The 16,334-nt window shown below is 70.0% G+C and carries 15 protein-coding genes and 1 other RNA gene; 7 read left to right on the forward strand and 9 right to left on the reverse strand.

Annotated features, from left to right (window positions below; genetic code table 11):
• Positions 1 to 63 precede the first annotated feature (63 nt).
• From D187_RS11885 to rnpB, 3 genes are all read left to right on the forward strand, one after another.
• Positions 64 to 792: a zinc ribbon domain-containing protein gene (locus tag D187_RS11885; RefSeq protein WP_002631914.1), complete on the forward strand. Its 729-nt coding sequence runs from the start codon at positions 64 to 66 to the stop codon at positions 790 to 792.
• 2 nt (positions 793 to 794) lie between these two features.
• On the forward strand, positions 795 to 1,013 hold the full coding sequence (locus D187_RS11890; RefSeq protein WP_002631913.1) for a hypothetical protein: 219 nt from the start codon (positions 795 to 797) through the stop codon (positions 1,011 to 1,013).
• Positions 1,014 to 1,069: 56 nt separating this feature from the next.
• Positions 1,070 to 1,461, forward strand: an RNA gene (gene rnpB / locus D187_RS49795) — RNase P RNA component class A.
• 22 nt (positions 1,462 to 1,483) lie between these two features.
• Here rnpB and D187_RS11895 read toward each other — a convergent pair.
• Complete coding sequence (locus D187_RS11895) at positions 1,484 to 2,038, reverse strand: hypothetical protein (RefSeq protein WP_002631912.1); 555 nt, start codon at positions 2,036 to 2,038, stop codon at positions 1,484 to 1,486.
• A 100-nt stretch (positions 2,039 to 2,138) separates the two neighbouring features.
• Between D187_RS11895 and ftsY the strand changes: the two genes are divergently transcribed.
• Positions 2,139 to 3,713 (forward strand): signal recognition particle-docking protein FtsY, encoded by a 1,575-nt coding sequence (ftsY, locus tag D187_RS11900; RefSeq protein WP_281171773.1) that lies wholly within the window; start codon positions 2,139 to 2,141, stop codon positions 3,711 to 3,713.
• A gap of 25 nt (positions 3,714 to 3,738) precedes the next feature.
• On the opposite strand, the gene D187_RS11905 is transcribed toward ftsY, so the two are convergent.
• Positions 3,739 to 5,514 carry a M1 family aminopeptidase gene (locus D187_RS11905; RefSeq protein WP_002631910.1) on the reverse strand — a complete coding sequence of 592 codons (1,776 nt, stop codon included), beginning with the start codon at positions 5,512 to 5,514 and terminating at the stop codon, positions 3,739 to 3,741.
• A gap of 65 nt (positions 5,515 to 5,579) precedes the next feature.
• On the opposite strand from D187_RS11905, the gene D187_RS11910 reads away from it, so the two are divergent.
• On the forward strand, positions 5,580 to 6,305 hold the full coding sequence (locus D187_RS11910; RefSeq protein ID WP_081713659.1) for a rhomboid family intramembrane serine protease: 726 nt from the start codon (positions 5,580 to 5,582) through the stop codon (positions 6,303 to 6,305).
• 18 nt (positions 6,306 to 6,323) lie between these two features.
• Here the strand turns inward: D187_RS11910 and D187_RS11915 are convergent, their stop codons facing one another.
• A complete protein-coding gene (locus D187_RS11915) occupies positions 6,324 to 7,244 on the reverse strand; it encodes a PEGA domain-containing protein (protein WP_245591682.1) in 921 nt (306 codons plus the stop codon).
• Between the two features lie 82 nt (positions 7,245 to 7,326).
• Here D187_RS11915 and D187_RS11920 point away from each other — a divergent pair, with 82 nt between their 5' ends.
• Complete coding sequence (locus D187_RS11920) at positions 7,327 to 7,878, forward strand: hypothetical protein (protein ID WP_002631907.1); 552 nt, start codon at positions 7,327 to 7,329, stop codon at positions 7,876 to 7,878.
• A 32-nt stretch (positions 7,879 to 7,910) separates the two neighbouring features.
• Here D187_RS11920 and D187_RS11925 read toward each other — a convergent pair whose 3' ends face one another.
• The 5 genes from D187_RS11925 to D187_RS11945 all read right to left on the reverse strand — a co-directional run bounded on the left by D187_RS11925 (position 7,911) and on the right by D187_RS11945 (position 13,619).
• Positions 7,911 to 9,425, reverse strand: a complete 1,515-nt coding sequence (locus D187_RS11925; RefSeq protein ID WP_002631906.1) for a cellulose synthase family protein — start codon at positions 9,423 to 9,425, stop codon at positions 7,911 to 7,913.
• A gap of 231 nt (positions 9,426 to 9,656) precedes the next feature.
• Positions 9,657 to 10,637 carry a D-alanine--D-alanine ligase family protein gene (locus D187_RS11930; protein WP_002631904.1) on the reverse strand — a complete coding sequence of 327 codons (981 nt, stop codon included), beginning with the start codon at positions 10,635 to 10,637 and terminating at the stop codon, positions 9,657 to 9,659.
• Positions 10,638 to 10,816: 179 nt separating this feature from the next.
• Positions 10,817 to 11,668, reverse strand: a complete 852-nt coding sequence (locus tag D187_RS11935; protein WP_002631903.1) for an MBL fold metallo-hydrolase — start codon at positions 11,666 to 11,668, stop codon at positions 10,817 to 10,819.
• Between the two features lie 34 nt (positions 11,669 to 11,702).
• Positions 11,703 to 12,710, reverse strand: a complete 1,008-nt coding sequence (locus D187_RS11940) for an aldo/keto reductase (protein ID WP_002631902.1) — start codon at positions 12,708 to 12,710, stop codon at positions 11,703 to 11,705.
• Between the two features lie 12 nt (positions 12,711 to 12,722).
• Positions 12,723 to 13,619, reverse strand: a complete 897-nt coding sequence (locus D187_RS11945; RefSeq protein WP_002631901.1) for an SDR family oxidoreductase — start codon at positions 13,617 to 13,619, stop codon at positions 12,723 to 12,725.
• An 89-nt stretch (positions 13,620 to 13,708) separates the two neighbouring features.
• On the opposite strand from D187_RS11945, the gene D187_RS11950 reads away from it, so the two are divergent.
• Entirely contained in the window at positions 13,709 to 14,626 is a 918-nt protein-coding gene (locus tag D187_RS11950) for a LysR family transcriptional regulator (protein WP_002631900.1), read from the forward strand.
• Positions 14,627 to 14,801: 175 nt separating this feature from the next.
• Here the strand turns inward: D187_RS11950 and D187_RS11955 are convergent, their stop codons facing one another.
• Positions 14,802 to 16,334 (reverse strand): CoA transferase, encoded by a 1,533-nt coding sequence (locus D187_RS11955; protein WP_002631899.1) that lies wholly within the window; start codon positions 16,332 to 16,334, stop codon positions 14,802 to 14,804.

The following is a 16,334-nucleotide window of genomic DNA, read 5'->3' on the forward strand; positions in this document are numbered from 1 at the left end:
AACCCTTGTTGGTAGAAGGGGCCGGGCCCCGGGGTAGGGTCCCCATCGTTGGAGGCAGGGAATTTGCGGGAGAAACTGAAGGCTCTGGCGGAGCTGCAGAAGGTGGACCTCGAGGTCGCCTCGCTCCGGAAGGCCGCGGACGTGCATCCCCGGCAGCTGGCGGAGTTGGAGCGCGAGTTGGGCACCGCGCGCAGCGCCATCGAGGCGGAGCGCAACCGGGTGACGGACATCGAGCGGCAGAAGACCACGCTCGAGCAGAACATCACGGACGAGAAGGACAAGGTGAAGAAGTGGGAGGCGCGGCTGGCCGAGCAGCGCTCCACCCGCGAGTACTCCGCCCTCGCCCGTGAAATCGACATCGCCAAGAAGGCCAACCAGACGATGGCCGACGAGCTCGTGGAGCTGAGCAAGACGCTCGGCGCGGCGCGCGAGGCGGTCAAGGCCAAGGAAGCCGAGTTCGCCGCCCGCCAGGAGCAGCTGTCGGCCCGCATGGCCGAGCTGCGCTCAAAGCAGAGCCAGGCCGAGGGCCAGGTGAAGGAACTCGAGGGCAAGCGCGCCTCGGTGTCCTCGGGAGTGGACGCCACCCTGTTGCGCCGCTACGAGGCCATCCGCAAGAAGCGCATGCCGGCGCTGGTGGGCGTGGTGCTCGGGGGCACGTGCCTGGGCTGCCGGATGAACGTGCCGCCGCAGCTCTACAACAACCTGCGCGTGTCGCTGGGCACCGACGTGTGCCCCTCCTGCAACCGCATCATCTACGCCGTCGAGGCGCTCGAAACGCCGGCCGAGAAGTAGCGTTGAGCCGGCCGGTCCCCCCCACCCTCGTCGACATCCTCCGCCACATCGCGCGCGAGGAACCGCTCACGGGGACGGTGCGGGCCTTTCCCGGGATGACCCGCGAGGACATGGGCCGCCTGCTCGAAGCCGCGGCCGAGCACCTCACAGCGCTTTCCCTCGAGCCCCCGCCGCCTCCTCCCCCGCCCGGGGTCCGGCGTCACCGGCGGCCGCCGCGCTGAGCCCACGCGACGCCAGGTGCCGCGCCGCCCCGCTTCCGTGTTATGAGACTCGGGCCGGAGTGGTCCGGGTGAACGCTGGTCACCGCGGGACTGGGTGACGGGAGGAAAGTCCGAGCTCCACAGGGCAGGGTGCTGGCTAACGGCCAGTCGAGGCGACTCGCAGGAAAGTGCCACAGAAAACAAACCGCCGGTTCCGCGAGGGGCCGGTAAGGGTGAAACGGTGCGGTAAGAGCGCACCGCGTCCGGGGTGACTCGGACGGCACGGAAAACCCCACCTGGAGCAAGAGCCAATAGGAGCGCGTCCCTCTCGGGGGACACGGGTTGCCCGCCCCATGCGCTCGGGTTGCTCGCTGATGAGGCCCCTGGGCAACCAGGGCCCTAGATGAATGTTCACCGCCCATCCCGAAAGGGGTGGGGACAGGACTCGGCTTACAGGGCCACTCCGGTTTTTTTCCCACCCGCGCGTGGCATCAGCGCGCCACGGGAATCTGCATGAGCAGGATGCGGCTGCGCCCGTCGTTGCGCACCGCCTCCGGGTTGTTGAGCTGCAGGCGCCCGTCCGTCTTCGGCTCCCAGAAGCCCATCCACACGTTGATGGTCCGCGCGGACGCGCCGGGCGGAAGCGCGATCATGAACTCGTCCTTCACCGTCTCGCCCACCTTCCACTGGGTGGTGGGGTAGAGCCCGCCCGCGGGCTTGTGGTCCACGTTGAGCCGCTCCATGCGGCCCTCGGCGTCCTCCACGTGGACGAAGATGGTGTAGTCCTCGTCCAGGGGCTTGAGCACCTTGAAGTAGGCGGTGACGCGCGCGGAGTCGCCCGGGGCGAGGCGGCCCGGCTGGAGGTTGGCGCCCACCAGCTCCACCTTGTCCTCGAAGTTGGCGCCGCCCTTCGTGGAGAGCGTGGGCACCTGGGTCACCACGGACTGGCGCCGCTCGTTGGGGCTGGCCCCTCCAGGTGCCTCGACGATGCAGGCACCGAGCAGGAACACGGGAACGAGGAGGGCGGGGAGCGCGAGGCGTCGCATGACGGGAGCGGTTCTAGCGGCTTCCCCGCACGGCATCCACCTGCCCGTGGTGGACAGTGGGCGGCGCGCGCCGAAGACAGGGTAGGACTCCCAGCACGTCTTGCGATATGCGGTGCGCGCCATGCAGACGCCCACCGCCCTTCCCTTCCTCCTCGCGCAGGCGCCCTCCCCCCAGCCCCCGGCCACGCAGCCCGGCGTGCCGGAGACGGGCACGCCCCCACCTCCGCCCGGCGGCGGCCCCGTGGACACCGTGGTGGGCGTCGGCGTCGCGGTGCTGTTCGTGGCCCTCCTGGTGGCCGCGGCGCGCAAGCTCTTCTTCAAGCGCCGCCCCGAGCTGCCCGGCAAGCCAGCCGCGCCCGCGGGCAAGCCCGAGCTGCCCGCGGAGAGCCCGGAGCTGCGCATCGAGCTGCCGCCCACCGAGGCGGAGCTCGCCCGGCGCCGCGAGGCGGAGGAGATTCATGCCCGGGCCGAGGCCCTCACCCGTCAGCGCGAGGAGACCGCGCGCGCCGCCAGGGCCGCCACCAGCGCCGAGGAGCGCGCCCGGCTGGAGGCCGAGGTGCGCGCCCTCAAGGAGCGCGAGGAGGAGGAGAAGCGCGCCGAGTACCGCGCGAAGAAGGCGGTGGAGGACGAGGCGCGCGAGCGCCGCAAGCGTGAGCGCGAGGAAGCCGAGCGGCTCGTGCGCGAGGAGAAGGAGCGCGCCCAGGCGGCCATCGAAGAGGCCCGGCGCGCCGAGGAGGCGGCGGCCCGCGCCAAGGTGGAGGCCGAGGCGGGCCGCACGCTCGCGCAAGGGTTGGATCGCACGCGCAACCAGGGCTTCATGGCGCGGCTCAATGGCCTGTTCGGCGCCAACCGCCAGGTGGACGAGTCGGTGCTCGCGGAGATGGAGGAGATCCTCTTCACGGCGGACATCGGCGTGCGCACGGCGTCCAACCTCGTGGAGGTGGCGCGCGAAAAGCTCAAGCGCAACGAGCTGAGCGACGCGAGCCGCATCAAGTCGCTCATCCGCGAGGAGGTGACGCGCATCGTGGACCTGCCGGTGCCGCGCACGCTGGAGGGCGGCGGCCCGCCGCACGTGGTGATGGTGGTGGGCGTCAACGGCGCGGGGAAGACGACCACCATCGGCAAGCTGTCCGCGCAGCTCACCGGACAGGGCAAGAAGGTGGTGCTGGCCGCGGGCGACACGTTCCGCGCCGCCGCCGCCGAGCAGCTCGACGTGTGGGCGGACCGGGCCAAGGCCGAGCTCATCAAGGGCAACGAGGGCGCGGACCCGGGCTCCGTCATCTTCGAGGCCATCAAGAAGGCGCAGGCCTCGGGCGCGGACGTGGTCATCGCGGACACGGCGGGCCGGCTGCACACCAAGGTGAACCTCATGGACGAGCTGAAGAAGGTCAAGCGCGTCATCGACAAGGCGCTCCCCGGGGCGCCCCACGAGGTGCTGCTGGTGCTCGACTCCACCAACGGCCAGAACGCCATCCAGCAGGCGCGGCAGTTCCACGACGCGGTGGGCGTCACGGCGCTCGCGCTCACCAAGCTGGATGGAACCGCCAAGGGCGGCGTCATCATCGGCATCTGCGACGAGCTGAAGCTGCCCGTGGTGTGGGTGGGCGTCGGCGAGAAGGTCGCCGACCTGCGCCGCTTCGAGCCTCGCGAGTTCGTCCAGGCACTGTTCGACTGATGCTCGACTGACGCTCGACTGACGCCTACGGCTGCAACCCCTTCATCAGGCCCGGCAGCAGTTCCTCCATGAGCTTGAGCGTCTCCGGGTCCATCTGGCCCCCGCCGCCCAGCAGCGCCCCCAGGTTGGGCTCGCCGAGGTCCTCGTCCCCGTGGGCCTCCTTCCACCAACGCACGCGCAGCCGCTCCAGCTCCTTGGCATTCGAGGGGCTCGCCTTGGCGAGCTCCTGGGTGAAGCACTCCCCGCACGTCCACTTGAAGCGGTACGTGTCCACGTAGGAGCGCATGCCCTTGAAGAAGGCCTCGTCCCCGATGAGCTTGCGCGAGGCGTGGTGCAAGAGCGGCGCCTTGCCGTACACCAGCGCGCCGTACTGCAGCGAGTCCTCGAAGCCCGAGGTGGGCCGGTCCGCCGGAGCGTCCTTGCCGCCGGACATGCGCATCATGTGGTAGGCCGACACGAGCGCCTCCTGCCGCATCTGCTCGGCCACCGCGCGCCCGTGCTTCCACTCCATGTAGAGCAGCGCCGTGTACTGGGCGAGCGACTCGTCCACCACCGGCGCGTTGATGGGATCCGAGCCCACCAGCCCCGCGAAATACTGGTGCGCCACCTCGTGGGCCACAGTGAACTCGAGCGTGCGCTCCAGCGCCTTGCCCAGCAGCCCGAGCGGCGCCGTGTCCCCGCCCATGGCCTGCAAGAGGCCCTGCATCTGCCCCATCCCCGGCAGCCCCTCGAGCGCGCCCGCCGGATCCGCCGCCCCGCGGTAGAGCGACGTGCCCACCGTGACGAGGCCGGGAAACTCCATGCCGCCCGCGCCCCCCGACAACGGCGCCTCCACCACCCGGAAGTTCTTGAAGGGCAGGGGCCCCAGGCGCCGCTCGAACTCGGTGAGCGCGTCGCTCGCGTACTTGAGCACGCGCTTGCCCACCTCGGCGTCCCGGGTCGCGAAGTGACTCTCCACGCTGACGCCATTCACCGTGGCCGTGGCGCTCTGGTAGCCGCGCGAGGCGAACACGGGAAAGTCGCGCACCGCGCCCGCCGCGAAGCTGTAGCGCACATGACCATTCTTCTGGGGCACCTCGCCCATCGCCACGCCCGTGACGTGCGCCTTCCAGCCCGAGGGAACGATGACGTTGGCGAGCACGTTGGCGGGCTCGTACAGCGCCAGGTCGCCCACGCCGGTGGGACCGCCCCAGGGCGTGCCGCTCGCGTCGAGCGGAGGCACCCGGGGCACCACGCCCACCAGGCTCATGAAGTCCTCCGTCGCGGAGAAGGCCCCATAGTCACCCGCCTCTCCACTGCCTCCGCCGAGCGACCCCAACAGCGACGCCGTGCCCGGCTGCGCCCGAGGCACCCGCCCCTCCAAATCCAACTCCACCACCACCGTGCTCCCCGGGGCGAGGGGCTCGGCCAGTGGCAGCAGGTAGAGGCCGTCCTCGGGGCGCTGCGGCTTCACGGGCTTGCCGTTCACCGTCACCTCGGAGAGGGACATCCGGGGCGAGAAGGCGTTGGGGGTGAGGCGCAGGGGAATGGCGTCGAGCGCACGGCCGCGCACGCTCCACTCCACCCGGAGGTGACCCTTCACCGCGCGCGCGGTCGGATCCACCTCGAGCTGCACCTGGTAGCGGGGAAGCGCCTCCAGGGGCCCGAGCGCACGCGCCGCGCGTGCCCGCTCCTCGGTCTTGAGGTGCTGCAGGGAGAACTGCACCTCGGGCGGGACGAAGTCGCCGGCGGCGGCGATCCCAGGAGCGAACAACAGGGCGAGCAACGGCCAGTGACGCGGATGGGCGGGCATGGGGGACATGGTACATCCCAGGCACACCCACTTCCCGCGTCCCCGCCCCCTTCGCCTCCCCTAATGAGCACCGGATGACCTCTCCCACCGATCCCCACGGCGCCCCACCCTCCTCCGGGACCGAGCAACGACCCCCGCCTCCCCCGTTCTTCCCGCGCGCTCGCGCGCCCCGCCCCCCTCCGGTGTGCGCGGCCGTCATCGGCGGCTCGGTGGCCCTGTTCGTCGTGGATGCCGTGCTGAGCCAGGGCGAGACCCTGCGCGGGGGCCTGGGGCCCGTCTTCCAGTGGCTCGCCCTCTATGGGCCCCTCGTCCAGGACGGCCAATACTGGCGGGTGCTCGGCTGCATCCTCACCCACGGAGGCCCGCTCCACCTGGCCTTCAACATGTGGGTGGCGTACTCGCTCGGCACGCCCTTCGAGCGCGCCATCGGCAGCGGCCGCTTCCTGCTGCTGTCCCTCATCGCCGCGCTGGGCTCGTCCGCCTTCGCCCTGCTGTTCAACTTCAAGGTGGTCACCGTCGGGGCCTCGGGGATGATCCTCGGCTACGGAGGCGCCATGCTCGTCACCGCCACGCGCGAGTTCCGCCGCGGCATCATCTTCTGGCTGGCGCAGGTGGCGGTGCTCAGCCTGATTCCCGGCGTGAGCTGGGCGGGGCACCTCGGCGGCTTCCTCTTCGGCCTGCCCGTGGGCATCGCCCTGCGCGCCGGGCCCCGCGTCTTCGTTCGCGCCGCGCCCCTGCTGCTCATCATCGCGGGGGCGGTGGTCTACATCACCGCGCACCCGGAGCGCTTCCGGGGCTAGACGCCCCGGGCGGGAACGTCAGAAGCGCAATCCCCCGGCCGAGGCACCCTGGGGACCGTTGATGACGCCATCGCACACGCCGCCGCAGACGGCGTCCGCGCTGAGCGGCTGCGAGGTCGCCACCACCGTGCCCACGGCGGCGGCGGCCACCACCGCGCCCACGCCCGCCCAGAAGTACCAGCGCTGGGTGAGGGGCTTGCTCACGGCGACCTCCGCCGGCGGCTGGGTGAACGGCGAGGGCTCGGCCACGGCGCTGGGCGTGAGCACCGGCGCCCGCGGCTCGTCCGTCTTCGCGAGCGCACCCGGGCGCAGGTTGAAGTTGACGGTGTACTCCTTGCCGGCGCGCACCGCGATGCGCTGCGACTCGGGGCGGAAGCCCTCCTGCTCGACGACGATCTCGTGCGAGCCGGCCGACAGCAACAAGTCCTCGAGCGGGGTGCGGCCCCGCTCCTCGCCATCCACCAGCACCCGGGCGCCCGCGATGTCCGCCTTCACCGACACGAAGCCCGCCGTGGCCTCGAGCGACACGGCCACCTCGGTGCGCTCCCCGGCCTTGAAGGTGAGGCGCTTGGAGAAGTCCCGGTAGCCCGGCTTGCGCACGACCACGGTGTGCTCGCCCTCGTCCACCTCGACGGGGTTCTTGGACACCGGCCCCAGGTCCTTCTCATCCACCAGCAGGCGCGTGCCCCGGGTGCCGCCGTTGAACTTCACGAGCAGCTCGGTCTTCTTCACCAGGGGCGCGAGCAGATCAGCCTCGTCGTCCTGCTCCGCCTCGGCCGCCTTGCCGGGCTTCTTGCCCTTGGCGGCCTTGGTGGGCTTCTTGGCCTTGGTCGTCTTGCCCTTGGTGGCCGGAGCCGAGGGCGTCAACGGCGCGAGGAGATCATCGTCCCCCTGGGCGAGGGCGCGGGGCGCGATGAGACAAAAAACCAACGCGATCAAGTGGACGCGGCGCGAGAGCATTCGCCGGAGAGGTTAGAGAGTCGCGCGGGAGGAATCAAACATGAGTGAAGGTTGTCGCCGAATGTCACGCACACGCCTGTGGATCGCCGCCGGGGGCCTCGCCACCGCCCTCACGGCCTGTCCGGCCCGAACCCCCGCCCCGCCCCCAACCGTCCCCTCCAACCAGGTGCCCCCCGGGTGCGAGCGGAACCAGATGGGGGAGTACCAGCACGCGGACAATCCGAGCTTCCGCTACCAGGGCGCGGATGATGGGAGCACGCTCACACTTTCCGTGACACGCGCCCAGCAGGAAGCACCCGCCCCCGCGGACGCGGGCACGGCGGTGAGCATCGTCCTGGAGCGCACGCCCGAGGGCTTCGTGGGGGAGACGCGGGCCACGGTCTTCACCGCGGCGGGCACCGCCTGTCCGGTGAGCTTCCCCACGCGGGTGGTGGGCTGTGATGACCAGGGCCTCACGCTGCGCTCGGTGAGCGCGATGGCGCTGGACGAGGACTGCCGCCCGGCGGCCCATGGGACCCAGCCCGAGTGGAAGGAACAGCGGCTGCTCAAGCGCGAGGCCCCTGCTCAGCCCGCGCCGGATGCCGGGACTCCCTCGGGGGACGCGGGGGACTGAAGAGCCCGTCCCCACCCCGCCCGCGCGAGCCCTCAAGCCGCGCGGCGGGTCTGCTCCTCGGCGACCACGGCCGCCGGAGCCGACTCACTGAAGCGCAGGCGGCCCTGCAGCAGGCTGGACACGCCCACGTAGAGGAAGCCGAGCTGGAACAGCAGGATGAAGGGCACCGAGGTGTAGATGCGCTTCTCGAAGGCGAACCAGAGCGCGCCGGTGAAGTAGAGCGCGAAGGAGAGCTCCAGGATGGGCATCAGCGTCTTGTCGCCGCGGTAGCTCTTCTTGATGGCGGTGACCTTCTTGCCCTCGGCGCCCGTCTTCGGCGTGCGGGTGAAGCCGGACTGCTGACCCAGCAGCGCCTCGAGCACCGCCCGGGCGTTGTTGATGGCCAGGCCAATGCCCAGGCTCATCAGGAAGGGCAGGTACTTGATGCGCTCCCAGCCCGTGGCCCCGCGCTCGCGCTGGGCGGCCACGTAGAAGACGCACACGCTGGCGGTGGCGCTGATGAAGAAGGGCAGATCCAGGAAGAGCGTGCCGTAGAGCCCGTGCTGGAAGCGCACCACCATGGACAGCGGCATGAGCGCGCTGAGCACCACCATCAACAGGTAGGCCATGTTGTTGGTGAGGTGGAAGAAGGCCTCGCGCTTGACGATGAAGGGCAGGTCGCTCTTGAGGATCATCGGCAGCAGCTTGCGCGCCGTCTGGATGGAGCCCTTGGCCCAGCGGTGCTGCTGGCTCTTGAAGGCGTTCATGTCCACCGGCACCTCGGCCGGGGAGATGACGTCGGGCAGGAAGATGAACTGCCAGCCCTTCACCTGCGCGCGGTAGCTCAGGTCCAGGTCCTCGGTGAGCGTGTCGTGCTGCCAGCCGCCCGCGTCCGAGATCGTCACGCGCCGCCAGATGCCAGCCGTGCCGTTGAAGTTGAAGAAGCAGCCCGAGCGGTTGCGCGCGGTGTGCTCGATGATGAAGTGCCCGTCCAGGAAGATGCTCTGCGCCTGGGTGAGGATGGAGAAGTCGCGGTTGAGGTGGCCCCAGCGCACCTGCACCATGCCCACCTGGCTGTCGGCGAAGAACGGCACCGTGCGGTGCAGGAAGTCCGGCCCCGGCACGAAGTCCGCGTCGAACACCGCGATGAACTCGCCCTTGGCCGTCAACAGGCCGTTCTCCAGCGCGCCCGCCTTGTAGCCCTGGCGGTTGGTGCGGTGCACGTAGACGATGTCGTGCCCCTTCTGCCGCTGGCGCTCCACGCACGCCCGGGCAATCGCGCACGTCTCGTCCGTGGAGTCATCCAGGACCTGGATCTCCAACAGCTCGCGCGGGTAGTCGATGCGGCACACCGCCTCCACCAGCCGCTCCACCACGTACATCTCATTGAAGATGGGCAGCTGGATGGTGACGCGCGGCAACTCCGCCAACACGCCCCGGGGCGTCGGCAGCTTGAACTTGTGACGGTAGTACAGGTACGCCATCCGGTAGCGGTGCGACCCGTACACCGCAAGCACACAGAGGACGCTGAAGTACACGCCCAAGAAGAGGATCTCGACGGTGGTCATCTGACCTGGCCCCTCCCGCGGGTGAAGTCGCCGCGGTCATCAACCCTGCACGGCGGAGTGAAAGACCAACCCACACCGACCGCCGCACTCGGTCGAGCGGAGGCCCCCCGCCTCGTATGTGCCCGGAATGACAAGGGTTTGTCATTCCCAGGCCGTCACGAGCGCCGGACAATAGGGACGCGTCAGGTGGCTGTCAAATGCTTGTCGGGATGGGAAGGTTTTCCAGGGACATCAACCCGCCACCCGCCTGACCTCTGACGTAGGCTCCGCCGGGGACAGCGCCGACATTCCGCTCACCTCCACCTCGTCGCGCGCGGCGAGCTCCAGGATGCGCTCCATCAGCGCGGGGAAGTCGAGCCCCCGGGCGGCGGCGATCTTCGGCAACAGGCTCGTGGGCGTCATCCCCGGCAGGGTGTTCACCTCGAGGATGACGTCGTTCTCCTCGTCCGAGCAGATGAGGTCCACCCGGCCATAGCCGCGGCAGCCCAGGGCCCGGTAGGCCGCGAGCGCCAGCGACTCCACGTTCTTCAGGCGCGTGGGCGACAGGCGCGCGGGGAGGAAGTAGCTCGAGCCGCCCTTGTATTTGGCGTCGTAGTCGAAGCCCTCGCGCGGGGTGGCGATCTCACACGTGCCCAGCGCCTCGTCGCCGAGGATGCCCACCGTCACCTCGCGGCCGAGCACCCGGCGCTCCACCAGGGCCTCGCCCCCAAAGCGGCACGCCAGCGCCACCGCGGCCGTGAGCGCCTCGGCGTCACGCACCAGGGAGAGCCCCACCGACGAGCCCCCGAACGCGGGCTTCACCACGCAGGGAAACCCCAGGTCCCCATGCAGCTCCGCCGCCCGGTGCGCGTCCGCGCGGCTCACGCGGTAGCCCGAGGGCGTGGGCAGGTTGTGCAACCTGAAGAGTTGCTTGGCCATGGGCTTGTTCATGGCCAGCGCGGAGGCCAACACCCCCGAGCCCGTATAAGGCAAACCCATCAGCTCCAGCAGTCCCTGCACCTTGCCGTCCTCGCCCATGCGCCCGTGCAGGGCCAGCACCGCCACATCCAGCTCGGCCTGGCGCAGCGCCCGATCCAACCCCGGGCCGGCGAAGACGCGGACCACCTCGTGGCCACGGGACTCGAGGGCCGCCACCATCGCCTCCCCCGTCTTCAAGGAAATCTCCCGCTCCTCGCCCCAGCCCCCCATCAGGACACCCACGCGCTTGCTCATGACTTTGGAAACCCTCCTTGAACACCGGGCCAGAGCACACAGGATGCCAGCGCATGCGCGGCTCGCCAGATTCTGGATCCCGAGGGGGATTCACGAGGTGTGGCGCGCGGACCCACACGGCGCGAGCGTGTCCCGCGGGCCACGCCGTGTCCGACCGGCCACGTCCGTCCCCTCCCCCTTCATCCGAACCAGCGCCCCGTCTCGGGAGCGAAGATGCGCAGTCTGTCCCGCAGTCGCTCGGGCACCTGCGCCCGGAGGACGGCGTGCACCTCGGCGGGGCTGTAGGCCTGGCTGAAGTGCATCAACACCAGGGCCTCGTTCTGGAAGCGCTCGGCCCGCGCGCTTATCTCCTCGAAGTGGAGGTGCGAGCGCTCCTGGGCATCCGTCACCGTGCGCTTGCCGTCGAGGAACGTGCACTCGAGGATGAGCACCCGGCTGTCGAACAGCTCGGGGGATGTCTCCAGCACCCGCGAGAGCGTGTCGGTGGCGTAGGCCAGCTCCAGCCGCTCCACCTCGTCGAACAGGTCCGCCCCCGCCTTGCGCCCCCGGGCGATCTCCTCCGGGAGCAGGTGCTGGTGCTCGGGCTTGAGCTTCGAGACGCGGCGGAAGAACTGGTAGCCGAGCGAGGGCACCGGATGGTGCGTGCGGAAGGCGCGCACCCACAGGCCATGCCCCAGGGAATGCGTGTCCCCCGGCAGCATCGGCACGGTCTCGACATTCAGGGAGGCGCGCAGCAGCCGGCCCTGCACCGCGAGCGTCTCGCGCAGGGGCGCTTCGATCTCCGCGGGGAGGAACACGCGCGGAGGGGTGTCCTTGCCGATGAGACCGCGGATGCCGAGCAACGAGCCCAGGGCGCTCGCGTGGTCGGAGTGCCCATGGCTCAGGAAGATGCGATCCGTGCCCGCGAAGGAGCGGATGGGAACCCCCGCGTCGAGCACCACGCCCAGCTCCGGCACCTGCAGCGACGTGTACACGCCGCCCACGGAGATGCCTCGAATCGTGTACGGCCCCGCGCTGACCTCGGTGAGCATTCGCGGCAGGTTAGCGGATGGGGACTTGCCACGCTCATTTCTCGCTGTCGAGCCGCGCCATGCCCGACTCCGAGTAGCGCGTGCCAACGACCTGGCTGGCGGGTACCGCCGCCTCGAGCGCCGCGACCTCCGATGGCTCGAGCGAGACGTCGATGCCACCCATTGCGTTGGCGAGCTGCGTGCGCGTGCGAGAGCCGACCGTGGGAAGGATCGTCACGCCATGCGCCACGCCCTTCGCGCGGACCCACGCGATCGCGAGCTGCACGGGGGTCGTGCCCTTGTCCGCTGCCACGCGCGCCAGCGCGTCGACGAGCGACTGGTTCTTCTCGACGTTGCCCGCCACGAAGCGCGGAAAGGATGCCCGGACATCTCCCTCGCCCTTGGGTTTCGCGCCAGTGAGCATGCCGCGCGACAGCACACCGTACGCGGTCATCGCGATCCCAAGCTCGGCGAGCGCCGGGAGGATGCGCGCCTCCACGCCGCGGCTCACCAACGCGTACTCGAGTTGCACGTCGCAGACCGGATGCACTTTCGCGGCACGCTGGATGGTCTCGACGCCGACCTCGGACAAGCCGATGTGACGGACGTAGCCCGCCTTCACCAGGTCAGCGATCGCGCCCACGGTGTCTTCGATGGGCACGTTCGGATCGAGGCGCGCGGGCCGATAGATGTCGACGTACTCGACGCCGAGGCGCGACAAGCTGTACGCGAGGAAGTTCTTCACGGCCGATGGGCGCGCGTCGGCCCCCAAGAACGCTCCGTCAGGCCCCCGCAGCGTCCCGAACTTCAGGCTGATGATCGCCTTGTCGCGTCGACCTCGCAGCGCTTCGCCGACGAGGAGCTCGTTCCTCCCCATGCTGTAGAAGTCGCCCGTGTCGAGGACATTCACGCCGCGCTCGAGCGCCTCATGGATCGTCGCGATGTTCTCGGACTCGTCGCTGTGGCCGTACCAGCTCCCGGCGCCCATCCCCATGCAGCCCAGGGCGATGGGGAACACGGACGGGCCACTCCCGCCGAGCCTCACCTGGTTCTTCGTGGTCATGGAAGGCTCGGTTCACGCCGCGAAGTAGCGGCCCTGTTCCAGGTCCGCGAGGAGGCCGACCTGCTTCGGGTTCCACCCGAGTTGCTCGCGCGTTCGCGCGCTCGAGGCCGGGGCATCGAGCGCCGCGAAGTTCATGAAGCCACCGAAGTGCTGCGCGGCCTCGTCGCGAGGCTTACCGACACTCGGCACCCCGAGGCGACGGCCGATGGCGGTGGCGATGTCGCGGAACGGGATGCCCTCGTCGGCGACCGCGTGGTACCGCCCGCCGCCAGGCCGCTTCTCGAGCACGAGTCGATAGAGCCGCGCGGCATCGAGCCGATGCACGGAGGACCAGCGGTTGCCGCCGTCGCCGATGTACGCGGAGAGGCCCGTTCGCCGCGCCAGTTTGATCAGTGTCGGCACGAAGTGAGGATCGCCGTCGCCGTGGACCGACGGTGGCAGACGCACCACCGAGACGCGCACACCGCGCGCGGCGACGGCGTCGGCGGCCTCTTCGGTCGCCGCGCGAGGATGCGCCTCGACCCCGGACGCCGGCGCCGTCTCCTCTGTCCCGAGCACGCCCTTCGGCAGCACACCGAGGGCCGACGTGATGATCAGCGGGCGCGTCGTTCCGGCGAGCGCCGCACCCAGCGTCTCGATGACACGCCTGTCGAACTCGCAGCTCTCCTTGTACTTCGAGAAGTCGTGGTTGAACGCCGTGTGGATGACGGCATCCGACGTCGCCGCGCCGCGCTCGAGGCTGTCGAGTTCCTCGATCGATCCGCGCTGCACGAAGGCGCCGATGGCCGTGAGCGACGCGGCACCCGCGTCAGACCGAGCGAGGCCAAGCACCTCGTGCCCCGCGGCGAGAAGTTCCTGGACGACTGCCGAGCCAACGAAGCCCGTGGCTCCCGTGACGAAGACGCGCATGACGAGGTCCTCTGTGGTTTCGACCAATCTGCGCCGAGTCGAAGACCATCACAATCCGCACGCTCGACATGCTAAGCATGCGCGAAAGTATGTCTCGAAACTCCGACAGGCAGGTACTCGATGGCCTCGGCATTCTCCGCGCGGTGGTGGAAGCCGGGAGCTTCGTCGGCGCGGGCGAAGCACTCGGACTCACGCAGCCCGCCGTCAGCCGCGCGGTGGCACGCCTCGAGGAGCGCGTCGGCGTTCGCATGTTCCGGCGCACCGCGCGCGCCATCTCGCTCACCGAGGAGGGTCGGCGCTTCTATGAGTCGATCGCACCGCACCTGCGCGCCATCGAAGAGGCCACGAGCGAAGCGGGCGACTCGAAAGCCAAGGTGCGCGGGCGTCTGCGCGTCAACGCTGACCCCGGCACGGCGCAGCTCGTGCTCACGCCGCACCTTCAGCCGTTTTTCGAGCAGCACCCCGACTTGTTCGTCGAGCTCGTCGCGCGCGACCGCATGGGCGACCTCGTCCGCGAGGGTTTCGACGTCGCCGTCCGCCTCGGCGACCCGGAGCCCTCCGCGCTCAAGGCGCGACTCCTCATGCGCTCGCACGTCGTCACGTGCGCATCCCCGGAGTACGTCGCCCGGCACGGAGCACCACGCCATCCCCGCGACATCGAGAAGCACCGCTGCATCTTGATGCGCGATCCCTCGACCGGCAGCCCCTTCGGCTGGGAGTTCGTGCGCGGACGGAAGGTCGTGCCCGTCAACGTGAGCGGCCCGCTGATGGTCAACCAGTTCGGTCCGATGCTGGCGGCATGTCTCGCGGGGCAAGGCATCACGCAGGTGCTCGAGTTCCACGCGCGCGAGTTCTTCGCCGACGGCAGGCTCGTGCAGGTGCTGCCCGAGTGGGCCGACGAGACATACCCGCTCTACGCGTACCACCACTCAGCGCAGCTCATGTCGGCCAAGGTCCGGGCATTCCTCGACTTCGTGGTCGGCGTGACACGAGGTGGGGGCACCTGAGGTGTCCACCTGAGGTGTCAGACGACTCGCACCTGAGGTGTCAGACGACTCGTAGGAGGCCCACCTGAGGTGTCAGACGATTCGTAGGAGGCAGGTGTCGAACGAGTCCTTTGACACCTTCCCCCGGACACCTTCCCCCGGACACCTTCCCCCGCCTTTCCCCCTTCCCCGCGCGTCAGCGGAAGAGCTTGATGAACTCGGCGGTGTTGACCTGCTTTGGCCGCGGCAGCCACACCGGCTGATCCGCGCCGCGCGGTGACAGCACGTTCATGTAGTGGTGGGGCGTGCGCGACAGGGTCACGTTCTCCGTCACGCCCTGGTAGATGCCGAGCGGCGTGAGCGACGTGAAGAGCTGCGGGTCGATCAGCGTGTGCTCCCCGCCCGAGCGGACCGCGGACTCGACATAGCGGGGATCGAAGAGCCCGAGTGTCACCGCCCACATCGCGGCGCGCGTGAGCGAGACGTGGACGCGGTAGCTGCCCCCCTCGACCGCGCGCCTCGCCAGCGCCGCCATGGCGCCAGTCGCGCCGAGCCACGCGACGAGATAGTCGTTGATGATGGACGTGGGCGGCAACCGGGGCGCCGCGAGCGTCCCCTCGGCCGCGACCATGCCCGTGACCGTGCCCGCCACCTGATCGAAGCCGACGCGGCTCTTCCAGGGGCCGTCCTCGCCGTGCGTGCTGACCGTGACGTGGATGAGACCGGGGCGCACCGCCGTGGCGGCCTTCAGGTCCACGCCCAGCTCGGCGAGCAGGCCGGGCCGGCGGTTGGCGTAGAAGACGTCGGCGTCGCGCAGCAGCGCGTGCAACTGCCTTTGGCCGTCCTCGGACTTCACGTGCAACCGCGTGGAGCGCACCCCGACGTTCGCCGTCGCGAGCAGGGTGTCCTGCTCCCACTCCATCACGCGCCACACGTTGAGGCAGTCCGCGCCGAGCGACGCGAGCGACCGGCCGATGCCCGCTCCGGCGATCACATGTCCCATGCCCAGCGCGCGCACCCCGGAGAGCGGGTGGGTGCCGAACGACGGCAACGGCTCGGGAGCGGAGTCACCGACCTTCTCGATCTCGATGAGGGGCCGGCTGGCGAGGTACTCGAAGACCTCCGTCGCGACGAACTCGTCCACCGTGCGGACCTTCGCGAAGACGATGCCGTGCTGTTCCCCGAGCGCCTCGAGTTCGTCCGCGGTGTACCGGGCGATGGCTCGTCCAAGCGCCTTCGGGTTGTCGGCGCAGTCGAGCACCGCGAGCATCCGCGTCTTCAGGCCGGGGTAGATGTTGGCCGGCAGGATGTGGCGTCCGTCCTTCGTGGGATAGAAACCCAGGTACGAGAAGATGGTCCGGTCCGCCACGTCCGCCGGGTAGCCGTTGAGCGTCTCCCACTTCAGCTCCGAGGCGGGCGCGAGCCGGCGGATGGCCTGCCCGAGGTCCACGTGGATGTCCTGCCCGAGCCCGCCGCGCATCCGCCAGAGCTTCGCCGCGATGACGGACTGCTGCACGAGCGCGAGCGCCGCCGCGCCACCGAGGCGGAGGTTGCTCGGCATGAGCGGATCGCACTTGTCGAAGCGGATGGTTCCCCCGCAGTCCTCCGGGGTAAAACCGAGCGGCGCGAGCATGGCGCGCAGCGCTCCGTGCAGGTCGAAGGTATCGGTCGTCGCGCGCTCGTGTACGCCCTTCAGCATCGCCGCGCGCAACTGTTCCACGTTCGTCAT

The organism is Cystobacter fuscus DSM 2262, from assembly GCF_000335475.2.
In the GTDB taxonomy this organism is placed as follows: domain Bacteria; phylum Myxococcota; class Myxococcia; order Myxococcales; family Myxococcaceae; genus Cystobacter; species Cystobacter fuscus.

Excerpts from the sequence above, each read along its gene's own strand:
- D187_RS11905 (WP_002631910.1), bottom strand. The coding sequence starts at position 5,514 with ATGTCCCCCATGCCCGCCCATCCGCGTCACTGGCCGTTGCTCGCCCTG.
- D187_RS11930 (WP_002631904.1), bottom strand. The coding sequence starts at position 10,637 with ATGAGCAAGCGCGTGGGTGTCCTGATGGGGGGCTGGGGCGAGGAGCGG.
- D187_RS11955 (WP_002631899.1), bottom strand. The coding sequence starts at position 16,334 with ATGACGAACGTGGAACAGTTGCGCGCGGCGATGCTGAAGGGCGTACAC.
- D187_RS11925 (WP_002631906.1), bottom strand. The coding sequence starts at position 9,425 with ATGACCACCGTCGAGATCCTCTTCTTGGGCGTGTACTTCAGCGTCCTC.
- D187_RS11935 (WP_002631903.1), bottom strand. The coding sequence starts at position 11,668 with ATGCTCACCGAGGTCAGCGCGGGGCCGTACACGATTCGAGGCATCTCC.
- D187_RS11895 (WP_002631912.1), bottom strand. The coding sequence starts at position 2,038 with ATGCGACGCCTCGCGCTCCCCGCCCTCCTCGTTCCCGTGTTCCTGCTC.
- D187_RS11940 (WP_002631902.1), bottom strand. The coding sequence starts at position 12,710 with ATGACCACGAAGAACCAGGTGAGGCTCGGCGGGAGTGGCCCGTCCGTG.
- D187_RS11945 (WP_002631901.1), bottom strand. The coding sequence starts at position 13,619 with ATGCGCGTCTTCGTCACGGGAGCCACGGGCTTCGTTGGCTCGGCAGTC.
- D187_RS11920 (WP_002631907.1), top strand. The coding sequence starts at position 7,327 with ATGTCACGCACACGCCTGTGGATCGCCGCCGGGGGCCTCGCCACCGCC.
- D187_RS11950 (WP_002631900.1), top strand. The coding sequence starts at position 13,709 with ATGTCTCGAAACTCCGACAGGCAGGTACTCGATGGCCTCGGCATTCTC.
- D187_RS11910 (WP_081713659.1), top strand. The coding sequence starts at position 5,580 with ATGACCTCTCCCACCGATCCCCACGGCGCCCCACCCTCCTCCGGGACC.